At 58.2% G+C, this 16,931-nt stretch carries 14 protein-coding genes, 2 tRNA genes and 1 rRNA gene; 13 read left to right on the top strand and 4 right to left on the bottom strand.

All coding sequences use genetic code 11. The features are described from left to right. Positions 1-17 precede the first annotated feature (17 nt). Positions 18-881 (top strand): ChaN family lipoprotein, encoded by an 864-nt coding sequence (locus tag JFU57_RS02620; RefSeq protein WP_201128012.1) that lies wholly within the window; start codon positions 18-20, stop codon positions 879-881. 249 nt (positions 882-1,130) lie between these two features. Here the strand turns inward: JFU57_RS02620 and JFU57_RS02615 are convergent, their stop codons facing one another. From JFU57_RS02615 to JFU57_RS02600, 4 genes are all read right to left on the bottom strand, one after another. Next, positions 1,131-1,931 (bottom strand): Crp/Fnr family transcriptional regulator, encoded by an 801-nt coding sequence (locus JFU57_RS02615; protein WP_201128007.1) that lies wholly within the window; start codon positions 1,929-1,931, stop codon positions 1,131-1,133. A 17-nt stretch (positions 1,932-1,948) separates the two neighbouring features. Further along, positions 1,949-2,221 (bottom strand): TfoX/Sxy family protein, encoded by a 273-nt coding sequence (locus JFU57_RS02610; protein WP_020296504.1) that lies wholly within the window; start codon positions 2,219-2,221, stop codon positions 1,949-1,951. A gap of 216 nt (positions 2,222-2,437) precedes the next feature. After that, positions 2,438-2,782, bottom strand: coding sequence for a pentapeptide repeat-containing protein (locus JFU57_RS02605; RefSeq protein ID WP_078471807.1), 345 nt, complete (start codon positions 2,780-2,782; stop codon positions 2,438-2,440). 91 nt (positions 2,783-2,873) lie between these two features. Then, positions 2,874-4,430 carry an AAA family ATPase gene (locus tag JFU57_RS02600; protein WP_201128006.1) on the bottom strand — a complete coding sequence of 519 codons (1,557 nt, stop codon included), beginning with the start codon at positions 4,428-4,430 and terminating at the stop codon, positions 2,874-2,876. A gap of 117 nt (positions 4,431-4,547) precedes the next feature. Here JFU57_RS02600 and mrcB point away from each other — a divergent pair, with 117 nt between their 5' ends. From mrcB to JFU57_RS02540, 12 genes are all read left to right on the top strand, one after another. After that, complete coding sequence (gene mrcB, locus JFU57_RS02595) at positions 4,548-6,872, top strand: penicillin-binding protein 1B (RefSeq protein ID WP_201128005.1); 2,325 nt, start codon at positions 4,548-4,550, stop codon at positions 6,870-6,872. Between the two features lie 16 nt (positions 6,873-6,888). Next, entirely contained in the window at positions 6,889-7,599 is a 711-nt protein-coding gene (locus JFU57_RS02590) for a tetratricopeptide repeat protein (RefSeq protein WP_078471811.1), read from the top strand. After that, positions 7,599-7,934, top strand: coding sequence for a YqcC family protein (locus JFU57_RS02585; RefSeq protein ID WP_020296509.1), 336 nt, complete (start codon positions 7,599-7,601; stop codon positions 7,932-7,934). Before JFU57_RS02590 ends, JFU57_RS02585 begins: the two co-directional genes overlap by 1 nt. Before the next feature lie 555 nt (positions 7,935-8,489). Further along, positions 8,490-10,214 (top strand): acetolactate synthase 3 large subunit, encoded by a 1,725-nt coding sequence (locus JFU57_RS02580; RefSeq protein ID WP_201127999.1) that lies wholly within the window; start codon positions 8,490-8,492, stop codon positions 10,212-10,214. A gap of 2 nt (positions 10,215-10,216) precedes the next feature. Next, positions 10,217-10,708, top strand: coding sequence for an acetolactate synthase small subunit (gene ilvN, locus JFU57_RS02575; protein WP_003176102.1), 492 nt, complete (start codon positions 10,217-10,219; stop codon positions 10,706-10,708). Between the two features lie 48 nt (positions 10,709-10,756). Further along, positions 10,757-11,773 (top strand): ketol-acid reductoisomerase, encoded by a 1,017-nt coding sequence (gene ilvC, locus JFU57_RS02570; protein WP_003228216.1) that lies wholly within the window; start codon positions 10,757-10,759, stop codon positions 11,771-11,773. A gap of 145 nt (positions 11,774-11,918) precedes the next feature. After that, positions 11,919-12,776 (top strand): CDP-diacylglycerol--serine O-phosphatidyltransferase, encoded by an 858-nt coding sequence (gene pssA / locus JFU57_RS02565; RefSeq protein ID WP_020296511.1) that lies wholly within the window; start codon positions 11,919-11,921, stop codon positions 12,774-12,776. A gap of 63 nt (positions 12,777-12,839) precedes the next feature. Beyond that, positions 12,840-13,853, top strand: a complete 1,014-nt coding sequence (gene msrP / locus JFU57_RS02560; RefSeq protein ID WP_201127997.1) for a protein-methionine-sulfoxide reductase catalytic subunit MsrP — start codon at positions 12,840-12,842, stop codon at positions 13,851-13,853. Further along, positions 13,853-14,473 carry a protein-methionine-sulfoxide reductase heme-binding subunit MsrQ gene (gene msrQ / locus JFU57_RS02555; protein ID WP_201127994.1) on the top strand — a complete coding sequence of 207 codons (621 nt, stop codon included), beginning with the start codon at positions 13,853-13,855 and terminating at the stop codon, positions 14,471-14,473. Before msrP ends, msrQ begins: the two co-directional genes overlap by 1 nt. A gap of 545 nt (positions 14,474-15,018) precedes the next feature. Beyond that, positions 15,019-16,557 (top strand): 16S ribosomal RNA (locus tag JFU57_RS02550). A gap of 81 nt (positions 16,558-16,638) precedes the next feature. Continuing rightward, positions 16,639-16,715: transfer RNA gene (locus JFU57_RS02545), tRNA-Ile, on the top strand. A 30-nt stretch (positions 16,716-16,745) separates the two neighbouring features. Further along, positions 16,746-16,821, top strand: a tRNA-Ala gene (locus JFU57_RS02540). Positions 16,822-16,931 lie beyond the last annotated feature (110 nt).

The raw sequence follows: 16,931 nt of genomic DNA, 5'->3' as shown, positions 1-16,931 counted from the left end.
TTTGCGGAGAGCGATCCATGCGCGGGCTGATAGGGTTACTCGCGGTACTGCTGGTTGCGGGGTGCCAAGGCGTGGCGCTGCCGCCGTTACCTAAGGCGCAACGGGCCAGCGAGATTATTGAGTTGCGCAGCGGACGGTCACTGTCGACTGCAGAGCTGGTCGAGCGACTGGCCCAGGCGCCCCGGGTGATTGTCGGCGAGCAGCACGACAATGCCGATCACCATGTCCTGCAGCTGTGGCTGATGCGGGCACTGGCCAGCCAACGCCCGCAAGGCAGCCTGTTGCTGGAGATGTTGGTTGCGCAGCAGCAATCGCGGGTCGATACAGTGCGTCAGCAATTGAAGTCCCAGGGTTGGCCCGAGGATTTGCCGGCGGCGCTGGCCTGGCAGCCGGGCTGGGATTGGGCCTTGTATGGGCCGATTGTGCGCTTCGCCCTGGCGCAGCCTTATCCACTGCTGGCGGCCAACCTGGACGCCAGCGAAATTCGCCGTATTTATGCGCAGCCTCCGGTTCTGAGTGGCGTCCATGCCAACTCCCAGGCGGTCAAGAACCTTTTGCAGACCCAAATTCGCGATGCGCATTGCGGTTTGTTGCCCGAGAGCCAGGTGCCAGCCATGTTGGCGGTCCAGCAGCAGCGCGACCGGCGCATGGCCGAACGTTTATTGGCGGCGCCGGTTCCAGCACTGTTTTTCACGGGGGCTTACCACGCCCGCAAGGATGTGGGAGTGCCGGTGCACCTGGCCGATCTCGGCGCGGCCCAGGGCACGGCGGTGCTGATTCTTGCCCAGCAGGGGGCATCGGTGGCTGCCGACAGCGCCGATTACGTCTGGTACACCGCACGGATGCCGGATCAGGATGACTGCGCGCCCTTGCGCAAATAAAACTCAGGCGTTGTTACCAGGCACTTTTCCACAGGCAAAAAAAGACCCGGCAAGAGCCGGGTCAAATAACCGTGATTAGCCTGATGAGGAGATAATCTGAGAGTCCGAACCACTGGTCTTCCAGGTTATCGACTGATCTCGCGACCAGTTGTGATAATCATAACGATTCTCATTTCTATGTCAACAAAGGTTTTTCAAGTTTCTTTGATTTCTGCCAAACGCTCGTTTGGATGCCCGTAAACAGTGGTCTCAGGCTCGGTTGCTCAGGGCGTGCAGCCGGGTGACTTCCTTGTTCAGCAGGTCGATGCGCCGCGCCATGCTCTCGATAAGGCTGTGGGCGATGCGCGGATTGCTCATGGTCAGGCTGAGAAACTGCTCCTTGGGAATCAGCATCACGGTGCTGGGCTCGCTGGCAATCACGCTGGCGCTGCGTTTTTCGCCGGTGAATACCGCCATCGCACCGAAGATTTCATCTTTGGGTACTTCACCGACGTTGTGACCGTCGACATAGGCCTGCGCATGGCCTTCGATGATCACGAACACATGGTCGGCCTCATCGCCCTGATGGATCAGCACCTCGCCAGCGTCCACCCGCCTGAAGCCGTTGCTGCTGCGAAACTCCGGTGGTTTCAGCCGCGCCACCGCGTCCGCGAGCAGGGCAGTCTGGCCAAGCAGGTATTGCAGGAACAGTTCGGCGCGCTGCTCGTCGGCGTAGATATGCTGGAACACCGCCGAACGCAGGTACGGAATCAGGCTCAACTCGGTCTCGCAGCGCAAATGCCAGGCCGGCTGCTCACTGCCGCGCCGTAGCCCAAGCAGGTCACCCTCATGCAGATAGAACAGCGGGCGCTGGTCGATGCTGACCTGCACCTGGCCACTTTCGAGCAGGAACAACTGATGTCCCGCAAGCACACTGGAGAGGTCCTGGACGGCGTCGATCAGCACGTGATCGCCTGCCGGAGCCAGGCCTTCCAGCAGCTGTGTCGGGATACTTTGCAGTCGATTGATCAGGCTGTCGGCATACGCCGGTTGTTCCCCCAGTAAGTACATGCAGCCCCCTCGCGAGGTCAGTTCTGATGGCGCGCGGAAATCGCTTCCAGCTGCCGGTTCAGCGCTTCTTTGCGCTCGGCCGGAATGTCGTTCCAATGCACATCCATCAATGCACCTTCAATGGCATACAGCAGAACTTTCGAGGCACGAAAGCCGCGGGTGCGTACAGCCCTGTAAGCATCCACCGCGCCCAGGCGACGCAAGTCCGACGCACTATGGATACCCACTGCATGCAGCCATTGTGCGGACGTCTTGCCAAGGTTTTTCAGATGTTGCAGTTCATCATTCATCAAGCCTCCTTGCGACGGCCGAATGGTGCGTGGGCAAGTCTCAGAGGAGTGTAGCGCTCAGTAGGAAAAGCGCTGTTCTTTGGTCGGTTTCAACGCAAATGCTTCTAAGCCGGACGCTGCGGGGCGCTCGGTGGGGCATTTGGAGGGAGCAAAAGAAGAGGCAACGCGAGGAGTCCAGCGCAAATCCTGGGGCGCCGGACCTGTAGCAGCAGGTTGTTACTTGGTGCGATAACGCAGACGGGTGCCGAAATTGACCGACATGAGAATTTCATCTGCCGTCAGTTCCGGAGGAAAGTAGGTCCCGGAGATCTGCGCATGGGACAGGCTCGCGCCTTCCATGGCCGAACTGCGCAAATCCAGGCCGCGCAAATCGGCGGAGCGGAAATAGGCGTCGGTGAAGTCGATACCCTCGGCGTTCAGATCGCGCAGGTCGAGGCCACGAAAATCGCCGCCACGCATGTCGATCGGCTGGTCCGTTGGGCGTTCGCGGTTGAATCCGGTGATGTCATCTTTGTGCAGCAGGGCGTACAGCGGGGTGTCGAGAAGCTTTGGTTGGCTCATGGCAACGTCACCTGTTGGATTTATGACGCCATTATAGTGCCACTGTTTTTCAGCCGCGAAGTCTTTCCCTCTTCGCGGCTGAAATAGTTGCTTACAGGCCTGGCAGACGCTGGCGAATATTAGCCACCAGCGCGTCGAGGCTTCCGCTTTCATTGGTTTCCACGCGCTTGCTGCGCAGTACCTCTTCGGCGCTCAGCGGTTCGCGATTGGCCTGCTGAGCTTCGATGACGGCCAGGTTGGCATCCGATGGGTCGTTTTGATCCGCCTGACGCTGCGCCAACCAGCTGGCGATGACCGCGGGTGGAGCATTGCAGTCGATGATCAGGCAGGGCGCGCCAGTGGCTTCGGCCACCTGGGCAGCCGCATCGCGTTGCGCACGTTTGAGGTAAGTGGCATCAATGACCACCGGAAAACCGGCCCGCAGGATGATGTCGGCGATTTCGTGCAGGCGTGTGTAAGTCGCAGCACTGGCGTCGCTGCTGTAAATGCCGGCGTTCGGGTCGTTTTGCACCTGCTGCTCACCGAACAGACGCTTGCGCTCGACATCGGAACGCAGGCGCACTGCGCCCAGGGCCTCGACCAGGCGCATCGCGACGTGGCTTTTACCGACAGCAGACACACCGCAGGTGATCGCCATGAACCGCGAAGGGATGGTGCTGTAGCTTTCCGCCAGGTTGGCGTAGTTGCGGTATTGGCGCAGGGTCGTGGCACGCTGCACCGGAGTGGCGTCGGCCGGCATGCTGAACAGGCTGACCTTGGCCCGGACCAGGGCACGGTAGGCTTTATAGAAGTTCAGCAACTCCAGGCCTTGATAGTCGCCGGTCAGCTCCAGGTACTGGCTGATAAAGCGGCGAGCGAGGCTTTTCAGACCACGGTCTTCAAGGTCCATCGCCAGGAAGCCGGTATCGGCATAGACGTCGGTGAAGCGGAACGGTTCGTTGAATTCGATGCAGTCGAAGATCACTACCTGGCCGTCGATCACGGTGGCGTTGCCCAGGTGGATATCACCGTGGCATTCGCGAATGAAACCGTCAGCCTTGCGCTGGGCGAACAGTGGCTTGAGGCGTTCGAAGCTGCTTTCGGCCCAGGCCTGCAACGCATCCAGTTGCTGCAGGTCAGCCTTGTCGCTGAGGAAAGGGCGGATCTGCTCGAAGTTCTGCCGCACCGGTGCCATCACGCTGTCCGGCGTGCCAGCTTCGTGATCGGCAGGAACACGCGGTGCGTTGAGGTGGAACTGGGCAATCTGCTTGGCCATCTGGTCGATATGCGCGGCGGTCAGTTCGCCGTTGGCTTGCAGTGTGCTGAGCAGTTGGCTTTGCGGGAACTGGCGCATTTTCAGGGCGTAGTCGACAACCGGCCCGCTGCCACCAAACTCTGGGGCCTCGGCGCTGCCGGTGATCGGCAGCACTTCAAGGTACAAATCTTCGGTCAGGCGCTGATTCAAACGCAGCTCTTCGCCACAGAAATGCTCGCGAGCCTCGAGGCCGGTGAAGTCGAGGAAGCCGAAATTGACCGGTTTCTTCACTTTATAAGCAAAGGGGCCAGTGAGCAGCACCCAGGAAATGTGGGTCTCGATGACCTGGAACCCGTCGACGGGGTGTGGATAAAGGGCCGGGTTTTGCAGGGCGGCGATCAGGGACTGGCTCACAGGCGATCCTTCAGAGACGGAGAAAATTCAAGGCCGTCATTATGGCCGCTCGGGGGGCTGACGCAAACCTCAGGACGCTCCTGTTGAGTATGAATAAAGTGCGTATAATCCGCCGCCATGACTCGTACTCGATCCCCTCGCTCCGCTAAAAAACGTCCCTCTGGTGGCCTGCGCCCCTGGCTGGGCTGGGCTCTTAAGCTCAGTCTGGTCGGCTTGGTGGTGCTCGCCGGCTTTGCGGTTTATCTCGACGCTATCGTCCAGGAGAAATTCTCCGGCAAGCGCTGGACTATTCCGGCCAAGGTCTACGCCCGGCCGCTGGAACTGTTCGTCGGCCAGAAGCTGAGCAAGGAAGACTTCCTCACCGAACTTGACGCTCTGGGCTATCGCCGCGAAAGCGTGGCCAACGGCCCGGGGGCGGCGGCCGTGAATGGCAATGTCGTGGATTTGAATACCCGCGGCTTTCAGTTCTATGAGGGCCTGGAGCAGGCGCAGCCGGTACGGGTGAGATTTTCCGGTGACTATGTAGCCGAGCTGGCGGGAGCCAAGGGGTCGAAACTGGCGGTGGTGCGCCTGGAGCCCTTGCTGATTGGCGGGTTGTATCCGAAGAACCTCGAAGACCGGATCCTGATCAAGATCGATCAGGTCCCGCCGTACCTGCTGGAAACACTGGTGACCGTGGAAGACCGGGATTTCTACCATCACTTTGGCGTCTCGCCGAAGTCGATTGCCCGGGCGGTCTGGGTCAACACCTCGTCCGGAAAGATGCGTCAGGGCGGTAGTACCTTGACCCAGCAGTTGGTAAAGAACTTTTACCTGACCAACGAGCGCAGCCTGTCACGCAAACTCACCGAGGCCATGATGGCCCTGCTGCTTGAGATGCATTACGACAAGCGCGAGATTCTCGAGGCCTACCTCAACGAGGTTTTCGTCGGGCAGGACGGTCAGCGCGCGGTGCATGGTTTCGGTCTGGCCAGTCAGTTCTTCTTCAGTCAGCCGCTGTCCGAACTCAAGTTGCACCAGGTGGCTTTGCTGGTGGGCATGGTCAAGGGGCCTTCGGCCTACAACCCTCGGCGGTATCCGGAGCGCGCGCTTGAACGGCGCAACCTGGTGCTCGACCTGCTGGCGCAACAAGGCGTCGCCACGCCCGAGCAAGTTGAAGCAGCGAAGAAGATGCCGCTGGGCGTGACCAAACGCGGCAGCCTTGCCGACAGCTCATTCCCGGGCTTCCTCGACCTGGTCAAGCGTCAATTGCGTGAAGACTACCGCGACGAAGACTTGACCGAGGAAGGGCTGCGTATTTTCACCAGCTTCGACCCGATCCTGCAGATGAAGGCCGAAGCCTCGGTCAACGACACCTTCAAGCGCCTGGCAGGGCGCAAGGGGTCCGAGGATGTCGAAGCCGCGATGGTCGTGACCAACCCGGAAACCGGAGAGGTTCAGGCCATGATTGGCAGCCGCCAGGCCAGCTTTGCCGGTTTCAACCGGGCGCTGGACGCAGTTCGCCCGATCGGCTCGCTGATCAAGCCGGCGGTCTACCTGACAGCGCTGGAAAAGCCCAGCCAGTACACCCTGACCAGTTGGTTGTCCGATGAGGCGTTCTCGGTCAAGGGCGCGGACGGCCAGGTATGGAAGCCGCAGAACTACGATCGCCGCTCCCACGGTACGGTATTCCTCTATCAGGGCCTGGCTCATTCCTACAACCTGTCGACCGCCCGTCTTGGTCTGGAAGTCGGCGTGCCGAACGTGCTCAAGACCCTGGCACGGCTGGGCGTTTCCCGCGAATTCCCGGCATTCCCTTCGATGCTGCTGGGGGCGGGCGGGTTGAGTCCGATGGAAGTGGCGACCATGTACCAGACCCTGGCCAACGGCGGTTTCAACACGCCGATGCGCGGGATCCGCAGCGTGCTGACGGCCGAGGGCGAGCCGCTCAAACGCTACCCGTTCCAGATCCAGCAGCGTTTTGATCCGGGTTCGATTTACCTGATCCAGAGCGCCATGCAGCGGGTGATGCGTGAAGGTACTGGCAGCTCGGTCTATAACGTGCTGCCCAAATCCCTGGCGTTGGCGGGCAAGACCGGTACCAGTAACGACTCGCGCGACAGTTGGTTTGCCGGGTTCAGCCAGGATCTGCTGGCCGTGGTCTGGCTGGGGCGTGACGATAACGGCAAGACGCCGTTCACCGGTGCTACCGGTGCACTGCAGGTCTGGACCAGTTTTATGCGCAAGGCCGACCCATTGCCGCTGGATATACCACAACCGGATAACGTGGTTCAGGCATGGGTCGATTCCCGGACCGGACAGGGCTCCGATGCCAACTGTCCGGGAGCGGTGCAGATGCCGTATATTCGCGGCAGCGAACCGCCTCCCGGCGCTGCGTGCGGTGGCGAAAGCCCTGCATCCGGCGACTCGGTGACGGATTGGATCAAGGGCTGGATGAACTAAGCGAAGAGGGTTTGACGTGAACAAGTGGTGGGTTCCAGCTATTACAGCTCTGGCTTTGCTCAACGGCTGCTCCAGTGTGCAGCGCGGTTCGATCCCGGTGGTCGATGCCGGTACTGCGGTCTCCAACAGTGAGCGGATTTCGGCTAACGGCGGCTTCCGGCAGACGACTATCAAGCGTCCGGCTCAGGCGCAGTCGCAAAATATCCCGCAGGATTCCGGCGTGGTGGTGATGGTGCCAGGAGGCGGTGCGACGACATCGGCCCCTATCAGCTCATCGCCTATTACCCCGGGTCCGATTATTCCAGGGCCGGTTGATTCGGCGCCGATCAACCAGGGCACCTACAACATGCCGTCGAGTTCGATCCCGTCGGCCAGCGCCGGCGGTTTGTCGGCGGACGAGCAGTTGGATGGTCCGGTGCTGGCCTTGCTCAGTACCGCCCAGCAACAGCAGGCCAGCGGTGACCTGAATGGCGCCTCGTCGAGCCTTGAGCGAGCGCAACGGGTAGCCCCACGTGAGCCACAGGTGCTCTACCGCCTGGCGCAGGTGCGCATGGAACAGGGCGACGCGCCTCAGGCCGAACAGTTCGCTCGCCGTGGACTGACCCTGGCTTCCGGTCGTCCGGCCCTGCAGGCTAGCCTGTGGGGGCTGATCGCCCAGGCGCGCGAGAAGCAGGGCGATGCCGCCGGCGCCGCGCTGGCTCGTCAAAAAGCCAAGGTCGCACTCTGATGGATGGGCGCTTTCCCGAGATCGCCGAACAGTTGCTGCTGATCGAGCGTGAACTGCGGCTGCTGGGGTTGTGGGATGAGGTTTCGCCCAGTGCCGAAGCCTTGTCCAGCCAAGAACCGTTCAGCGTCGACACGCTGGATTTCGAGCAGTGGCTGCAGTGGATTTTCCTGCCACGCATGAAACTGATTCTGGAGCAGGACCTGCCGTTGCCCAATGCCTCGGGCATTCAGGAAATGGCCGAGATGGTCTTCGCCAGTCGGGACATGCAAGGCCGGGATCGGCAGTTGCAGGTCTTGCTCAAAGAGTTCGATCAACTGATCGTCGCCACGCGCTGAACCTCAACCGCCAGTTTTCACTGGCGGTTTTTCTTTGGGCGTCGGACGCCTGACTCAGGCTCCTGGTCTTTCAAGTCGCGCACATTTTCCCCGGTCAGATTTCAATGGCGTGCAGCTCGCGAAGGGTGTTCGTCAAGGCTTGCGGGTTCGCAGATGTCCCAGACCTGCAAGAGATTGCGCAATTGAGACTTACGCAGTTGCCGTTTTGAGGTTTTTTCTTGCGTTCTCATGCGCTTAGTTCGAATTAAGTACATTGACGTCTTGACTTGGAGAGGGCGAAACAGAAGAATCTCAAGTCCGCTGTAGAGGGACTGCCAGAAGCAGGCCCACTCAGCAGATCATGAGGCGCATATCCGCGCCGACCTGCTACACCCGCAACGCGTTACCTCGCGCTGGGTGGGAAGCCCCCGCAACACTTTGGGGCGCTCCCAATACTTGCTCAGTCAGTGCTGACGTAGTCGGCGACCACCGTCGCTCATGCTCTGCTGAGAAGTAAACCTATTAAGACCCGCCTCCTTTTGAGGGCGGTATTCTGGCGTTTTAGAGGTGAACAACGTGGAGCTTTTATCTGGCGGTGAGATGCTCGTCCGCTTTTTGCGTGACGAAGGCGTCAAATATATCTATGGGTACCCAGGTGGTGCTCTCCTTCATGTCTACGATGCCCTGTTCAAAGAACCGGAAGTGACCCATATCCTGGTTCGTCACGAACAGGCTGCTACCCATATGGCTGACGGCTATGCCCGTGCCACCGGTAAAGCCGGCGTGGTACTGGTGACTTCCGGCCCTGGCGCGACCAATGCCATCACCGGTATCGCCACTGCCTATATGGACTCGATTCCAATGGTGATCATCTCCGGTCAGGTGCCCAGCACCATGGTCGGCACCGACGCGTTCCAGGAAACCGACATGATCGGTATCTCCCGGCCGATCGTGAAGCACAGCTTCATGATCAAGCACGCTTCGGAAATCCCGGAAGTCATGAAGAAAGCCTTCTACCTGGCGCAATCCGGTCGTCCGGGCCCGGTGGTGGTCGATATCCCTAAAGATATGACCAACCCGGCTGAAAAGTTCGAATACGTTTTTCCCAAGAAAGCCAAGCTGCGCTCCTACAGCCCGGCGGTCCGCGGTCACTCCGGGCAAATCCGCAAGGCGGCAGAAATGCTCCTGGCGGCCAAGCGTCCCGTGCTGTACGCAGGCGGTGGGGTGATCCTCGGTGGTGGTTCCGCACCGCTGACCGAGCTGGCCAAGATGCTCAATCTGCCCGTGACCAATACCTTGATGGGCCTGGGCGCCTATCCGGGTACTGATCGGCAGTTCGTCGGCATGCTCGGCATGCACGGCAGCTACACCGCCAACCTGACCATGCACCATGCCGACGTGATTCTGGCAGTGGGTGCGCGCTTCGATGACCGTGTTATCAACGGTGCGCCGAAGTTCTGCCCGAATGCCAAGATCATCCATGTCGATATCGACCCGGCTTCCATCTCCAAGACCATCAAGGCCGATGTGCCTATCGTGGGTCCGGTAGAGAGCGTCTTGACCGAGATGGTCGCGGCACTCAAGGAAATCGGCGAGACCCCGAACAAGGACACGGTTGCCAGTTGGTGGAAGCAGATCGAAGAGTGGCGCGGTGATCGTGGCCTGTTCCCTTATGACAAGGGTGACGGCAGCATCATCAAGCCGCAGACCGTGATCGAAACCCTGTGCGAAGTGACCAAGGGCGATGCCTATGTTGCTTCCGACGTGGGCCAGCACCAAATGTTCGCGGCGCAGTACTACAAGTTCGACAAGCCTAACCGCTGGATCAACTCCGGCGGCCTGGGCACCATGGGCTTCGGTTTCCCGGCGGCCATGGGCATCAAGTTGAGCTTCCCGGATGCCGACGTCGTCTGCGTGACAGGCGAGGGCAGTATCCAGATGAACATTCAGGAACTGTCCACCTGCCTGCAATATGGTTTGCCGGTCAAAATCGTCATCCTGAACAACGGTGTTCTGGGCATGGTTCGCCAGTGGCAAGACATGAGCTATGGCAGCCGTCACTCCCATTCCTACATGGAATCGCTGCCTGACTTCGTCAAGCTGGCTGAGGCCTATGGCCACGTTGGCATGCGTATCAGCGACTCGAAAGAATTGAAGTCGAAGATGCAAGAGGCGTTTGCCATGAAGGATCGCCTGGTGGTGCTCGATATTTCGGTCGACACCAGCGAGCACGTCTACCCGATGCAGATCAAAGACGGCTCGATGCGCGATATGTGGCTGAGCAAGACGGAGCGTACTTAATCATGCGGCACATTATCTCCTTGCTTCTGGAAAACGAACCGGGTGCTTTGTCTCGTGTAGTCGGCCTGTTTTCGCAACGTAACTACAACATCGAAAGCCTGACCGTGGCCCCGACCGAAGACCCGACCCTGTCGCGTCTGACGCTGACCACTGTCGGCCACGATGAGGTGATCGAGCAGATCACCAAGAACCTGAACAAACTGATCGAAGTGGTCAAGTTGGTCGACCTGTCGGAGAGCGCTCATATCGAGCGTGAACTGATGCTGGTCAAGGTCAAGGCCACCGGCGCCCAGCGCGCCGAGATCAAGCGCACCACCGATATTTACCGTGGGCAGATCGTAGATGTCAGCGCCAGCGTGTATACCGTTCAATTGACCGGTACCAGCGACAAGCTCGACAGCTTCATTCAGTCCATCGGCACCGCCTCGATTCTGGAAACCGTCCGTAGCGGCGTAACCGGCATTGCTCGCGGCGACAAAGTACTCAGCATCTAAACCAAATTAGCGAATGGCCTGAACGGCCTGGATATATAGGGGAAATTCATGAAAGTTTTCTACGATAAAGACTGCGACCTGTCGATCATCCAGGGCAAGAAAGTTGCCATCATTGGTTACGGTTCCCAGGGCCACGCTCAAGCGTGCAACCTGAAAGACTCTGGCGTTGACGTTACTGTCGGCCTGCGTAAAGGCTCGGCTACCGTTGCCAAGGCTGAAGCTCACGGTTTGAAAGTGACTGACGTTGCTTCCGCTGTTGCTGCTGCCGACCTGGTCATGATCCTGACCCCGGACGAGTTCCAGTCCTCGCTGTACAAGAACGAAATCGAGCCGAACATCAAGAAAGGCGCCACCCTGGCCTTCTCCCACGGCTTCGCGATCCACTACAACCAGGTTGTGCCGCGCGCTGACCTCGACGTGATCATGATCGCGCCGAAAGCTCCGGGCCACACCGTACGTTCCGAGTTCGTGAAGGGCGGCGGTATTCCTGACCTGATCGCTATCTACCAGGACGCTTCGGGCAACGCCAAGAACGTTGCACTGTCTTACGCCGCAGGCGTGGGCGGCGGCCGTACCGGCATCATCGAAACCACCTTCAAGGATGAGACTGAAACCGACCTGTTCGGCGAACAAGCCGTTCTGTGCGGCGGTACCGTTGAGCTGGTCAAGGCCGGTTTCGAAACCCTGGTTGAAGCTGGCTACGCGCCAGAAATGGCCTACTTCGAGTGCCTGCACGAACTGAAACTGATCGTCGACCTCATGTACGAAGGCGGTATCGCCAACATGAACTACTCGATCTCCAACAACGCCGAGTACGGCGAGTACGTGACCGGTCCGGAAGTGATCAACGCCGAATCCCGTCAGGCCATGCGCAACGCCCTGAAACGCATTCAGGACGGTGAGTACGCGAAGATGTTCATCAGCGAAGGTGCAACCGGCTACCCTTCGATGACTGCCAAGCGTCGCAACAATGCTGCACACGGCATCGAAATCATCGGTGAGCAACTGCGCTCGATGATGCCGTGGATCGGTGCCAACAAGATCGTCGACAAAGCCAAAAACTAAGTCGCGAACTTGCACGGAAAACGCGGCCTAGGCCGCGTTTTTTCGTTTGGGGGGCTGGTTCTGGTATAAAGCTGCATCGTTTGCGATGCGAACCGTTGTTGCAGACACCTGTCGAAACTTTCCACACCGTTGCAAGGTAATGTCCATGAGCGAACGTCCCGAAGAGCCAAACCAGGCCTCTGACGCCGAAAGCCTGCTACCGATCGATGAGCATGTCGAAGAAGGGCATGATGCTGAAGGCCGTAAAGTCCGGCATCGTGGTATCTATCTGCTGCCGAATCTGTTCACCACTGCGAACCTGTTCGCGGGGTTCTACTCCATCATCAGTTCCATGAGTGCGCAAAGTGCAATGAGTGCGGGCGACTCCGTTGCCGCGAGCAAGTACTTTGCCTTCGCCGCCATTGCGATTTTCGTCGCCATGGTGCTCGACGGTCTGGACGGTCGCGTTGCCCGGATGACCAATACCCAGAGCGCCTTTGGCGCCGAATACGATTCTTTGTCTGACATGGTCGCGTTCGGTGTCGCCCCGGCCTTGCTGGCATTTGGCTGGGCCTTGGGCGATATGGGCAAGGTCGGGTGGATGGTTGCCTTCATCTATGTGGCTGGGGCGGCGTTGCGTCTGGCGCGGTTCAATACCCAGGTCGGGACTGCCGACAAGCGTTACTTCATCGGTCTGGCCAGTCCGGCAGCGGCGGGTGTCGTGGCGGGGATTGTCTGGGCGTTCAGCGACTACGGGATCCAGGGCTCGAAGATGTCGTTCCTGGTGGCGCTGCTGGTTGCGGCGGCCGGCATGCTGATGGTCAGCAACATCAAGTACAACAGCTTCAAGGAACTGGACCTCAGGGGGCGGGTGCCTTTTGTGGCGATCCTGGCGGTGGTCCTGGTGTTTGCGGTGGTGTTCAGCGACCCGCCGCGTATTCTGCTGCTGGTTTTCCTCGCCTATGCGGCCTCCGGCCCGGTTCAGTACTTGTTGCGCCTTCGTCGGCATAAAAGCGGCGAGTGATGTAATTTCCCCCATACTCCGCAGTCTATTGGTGCATCAGTTCTCCAATCCTGCGGAGTTGCCATGTTGATCAAAGTGCCAAAGGCGTCTGACTGCAAAGAGTCGGATGTCACCCCGGAATCCCTCTATTTCTCTCGACGCACCCTGCTGGGCGGAGCGATGGCCGGCCTGGCGGTCAGTGGCCTGCCGCGTTGGGCTAGCGCCGCTGAGGCATCGCGTTATGCGGATGTCGAGGCGGGCAGGGTGCCCTCGTGGTTCGCCGAAAAGTTGCCAGCCACTCACTGGCAGGCGGTGACGGTCAAGGACGAGGCGATCACACCCTTCAAGGATGCGACCCACTACAACAACTTCTATGAATTCGGCACTGACAAGGGGGATCCGGCGGCTAATGCGGGATCGCTGAAGACCGAGCCCTGGAGTGTGGTGATCGACGGTGAAGTGGCCAAGCCAGGTCGCTATGCGCTGGAGGACTTCATGAAGCCCTACGCATTGGAGGAGCGCATCTACCGTCTGCGCTGTGTCGAGGCTTGGTCGATGGTGATCCCCTGGATCGGTTTTCCCATCTCGGCGTTGCTCAAGCAGGTCGAACCAACCGCCAGCGCCAAGTTCATTCGTTTCGAAACCCTGCAGGATCCTAAAAGCATGCCCGGTCAGCGTTCAGGTTTCGCCTTGATCGACTGGCCTTATGTAGAGGGCCTGCGTCTGGATGAAGCGATGAATCCGTTGGCGATCCTCGCCGTCGGCATGTACGGGCGTGAGCTGCCCAATCAGAACGGGGCTCCACTGCGGCTGGTGGTGCCGTGGAAATATGGTTTCAAGAGCATCAAATCCATAGTGCGTATCAGTCTGGTGAGCGAGCAGCCGAAAACCACCTGGCAGAGCATTGCGGCCGATGAGTATGGCTTTTATGCGAACGTGAATCCCACCGTCGACCACCCGCGCTGGACCCAGGCGCGGGAACGGCGTCTGCCCAGCGGCCTGTTCAAGCCCAATGTGCGTGAGACCCAGATGTTCAACGGTTACTCGGATGAGGTCGCCTCCTTATATAGTGGCCTCGATTTGCGGACGAACTACTGATGCGTTATCCGCTCTGGCGCGTGGCGGTATTTATCGCAGCGGCGGTATGGCCGCTGTATTGGCTATTCCAGGCGGGAGACTCGGCGCTGGGGCCGGATCCTGGCAAGGTGCTGGTTGATCGCCTGGGGCTGGGTACTTTGATTCTGCTGTTGATCACCCTGGGCATGACCCCTTTGCAAAAGCTGACGGGGTGGGCTGGCTGGATTGCGGTGCGACGGCAACTGGGTTTGTGGTGTTTTGCCTATGTGGTGCTGCACTTGAGTGCCTACGCCCTGTTTATACTGGCGCTGGACTGGTCGCAGTTGGGTGTGGAGTTGCGCAAGCGGCCTTACATTATTGTCGGCACCCTGGGTTTTGCAGGATTGCTGGTGTTGGCGGTGACATCAAATCGCTACAGTCAGCGTCGGCTCGGTAGTGGATGGAAGAAGTTGCACCGTTTGGTCTACGTCATTTTGGGGTTGGGTCTGTTGCATATGCTGTGGATCGTTCGCGCCGATCTCAAGGAGTGGGCGATCTATGCCTTTATAGGGGGGCTGTTATTGGTGCTGCGCATACCCCCTGTAACGCGCCGGATACCCCGCTTAATAGCTAAAAAGTCATCTTCTGCAACAAAAGCGTAATTAACCCTTGACGGCAGATTCTGGAAGTCTATAATTCGCCCCACTTCCGGCGCAGTCGAAACGGAAAACTCCTTGGTAAACAAAGAGTTACGCGGTTTTCGACAGCGAGTTGCTTCAGATCATCGAAGCCCAGAAGGAGTTGATAGAGCGGTGTTGTTTGGCTCTATTAACGGTTCGATCTTCTCGGTCGAAAGCGGTGAAAAGAAGGTGTTGACAACAGCGAGTAACGCTGTAGAATTCGCCTCCCGCTAACGAGAGATCGGAAGCGCAAGTGGTTGAAGTTGTTGAAGAAATCTTCGAAAACTTCTGAAAATAATCACTTGACAGCAAATGAGGCTGCTGTAGAATGCGCGCCTCGGTTGAGACGAAAGATCTTAACCAACCGCTCTTTAACAACTGAATCAAGCAATTCGTGTGGGTGCTTGTGGAGTCAGACTGATAGTCAAAAAGATTATCAGCATCACAAGTTACTCCGCGAGAAATCAAAGATGTAACCAACGATTGCTGAGCCAAGTTTAGGGTTTCTTAAAAACCCAAAGATGTTTGAACTGAAGAGTTTGATCATGGCTCAGATTGAACGCTGGCGGCAGGCCTAACACATGCAAGTCGAGCGGCAGCACGGGTACTTGTACCTGGTGGCGAGCGGCGGACGGGTGAGTAATGCCTAGGAATCTGCCTGGTAGTGGGGGATAACGTTCGGAAACGGACGCTAATACCGCATACGTCCTACGGGAGAAAGCAGGGGACCTTCGGGCCTTGCGCTATCAGATGAGCCTAGGTCGGATTAGCTAGTTGGTGAGGTAATGGCTCACCAAGGCTACGATCCGTAACTGGTCTGAGAGGATGATCAGTCACACTGGAACTGAGACACGGTCCAGACTCCTACGGGAGGCAGCAGTGGGGAATATTGGACAATGGGCGAAAGCCTGATCCAGCCATGCCGCGTGTGTGAAGAAGGTCTTCGGATTGTAAAGCACTTTAAGTTGGGAGGAAGGGCAGTTACCTAATACGTGATTGTTTTGACGTTACCGACAGAATAAGCACCGGCTAACTCTGTGCCAGCAGCCGCGGTAATACAGAGGGTGCAAGCGTTAATCGGAATTACTGGGCGTAAAGCGCGCGTAGGTGGTTTGTTAAGTTGAATGTGAAATCCCCGGGCTCAACCTGGGAACTGCATCCAAAACTGGCAAGCTAGAGTATGGTAGAGGGTGGTGGAATTTCCTGTGTAGCGGTGAAATGCGTAGATATAGGAAGGAACACCAGTGGCGAAGGCGACCACCTGGACTGATACTGACACTGAGGTGCGAAAGCGTGGGGAGCAAACAGGATTAGATACCCTGGTAGTCCACGCCGTAAACGATGTCAACTAGCCGTTGGGAGCCTTGAGCTCTTAGTGGCGCAGCTAACGCATTAAGTTGACCGCCTGGGGAGTACGGCCGCAAGGTTAAAACTCAAATGAATTGACGGGGGCCCGCACAAGCGGTGGAGCATGTGGTTTAATTCGAAGCAACGCGAAGAACCTTACCAGGCCTTGACATCCAATGAACTTTCTAGAGATAGATTGGTGCCTTCGGGAACATTGAGACAGGTGCTGCATGGCTGTCGTCAGCTCGTGTCGTGAGATGTTGGGTTAAGTCCCGTAACGAGCGCAACCCTTGTCCTTAGTTACCAGCACGTAATGGTGGGCACTCTAAGGAGACTGCCGGTGACAAACCGGAGGAAGGTGGGGATGACGTCAAGTCATCATGGCCCTTACGGCCTGGGCTACACACGTGCTACAATGGTCGGTACAGAGGGTTGCCAAGCCGCGAGGTGGAGCTAATCCCACAAAACCGATCGTAGTCCGGATCGCAGTCTGCAACTCGACTGCGTGAAGTCGGAATCGCTAGTAATCGCGAATCAGAATGTCGCGGTGAATACGTTCCCGGGCCTTGTACACACCGCCCGTCACACCATGGGAGTGGGTTGCACCAGAAGTAGCTAGTCTAACCTTCGGGAGGACGGTTACCACGGTGTGATTCATGACTGGGGTGAAGTCGTAACAAGGTAGCCGTAGGGGAACCTGCGGCTGGATCACCTCCTTAATCGACGACATCAGCTGCTCCATAAGCACCCACACGAATTGCTTGATTCATTGAAGAAGACGATAGAAACAGCCCGAAATTGGGTCTGTAGCTCAGTTGGTTAGAGCGCACCCCTGATAAGGGTGAGGTCGGCAGTTCGAATCTGCCCAGACCCACCAATTTTGTGTGGGAAAAGCCTGTAGCGATACGGGGCCATAGCTCAGCTGGGAGAGCGCCTGCCTTGCACGCAGGAGGTCAACGGTTCGATCCCGTTTGGCTCCACCACTTACTGCTTAACGCTGTTTCTGTGATAAAGCTTAGAAATGAGCATTCCATCGAGTTGATGGTGAATGTTGATTTCTAGTCTTTGACTAGATCGTTCTTTAAAAATTTGG

The organism is Pseudomonas sp. TH07 (assembly GCF_016651285.1).
Classification (GTDB): Bacteria; Pseudomonadota; Gammaproteobacteria; order Pseudomonadales; family Pseudomonadaceae; genus Aquipseudomonas.
This window is presented reverse-complemented; position numbering and strand designations above follow the sequence as displayed.